At 67.5% G+C, this 394-nt stretch carries 1 protein-coding gene; it reads left to right on the forward strand.

From position 1 onward, the window contains the following. Positions 1-53 precede the first annotated feature (53 nt). The coding region (locus tag D7W82_RS39875; RefSeq protein ID WP_233588223.1) for a glycosyltransferase at positions 54-394 on the forward strand (341 nt) is incomplete at its 3' end.

A 394-nucleotide genomic window follows, 5' to 3' on the forward strand; every position in this document is an offset into this window, starting at 1 on the left:
GCCTGGAGCGGTCCGAGGCTGAAGGGGAAGGGCTTCGTGTCGTCCGCTCCCCGATCCGCCGCGGGTTCGCGGGGGCTCGTAACCTGGGTGTCCGCGCCGCACGCGGGGCATACGTCGTGTTCCTGGAGTCGGACGACAGCCTGTCCCCGGACTTCATCCAACACGCCGTCTCCGCACTCGAAGCGCGACAGGAGTTCTCAGGGGTGGTCCCCACCGGGGGCCGCTTCCATTCCAGCGAAGAGCTGGCCAACCGCCAGTTCAAGGGGTTCATGACGTACCTGGGGGATTGTCCGACGTACGCGCTGGCCGCGAACCAGGTCTCCGCGCCCACGGCGATGCTGCGCCGAACCGTCCTGGAGCAGCACGCCTACAATGAAACCCTGTCCGGCTATGC

The organism is Corallococcus sp. CA049B (assembly GCF_003611685.1).
Taxonomy (GTDB): domain Bacteria; phylum Myxococcota; class Myxococcia; order Myxococcales; family Myxococcaceae; genus Corallococcus; species Corallococcus coralloides.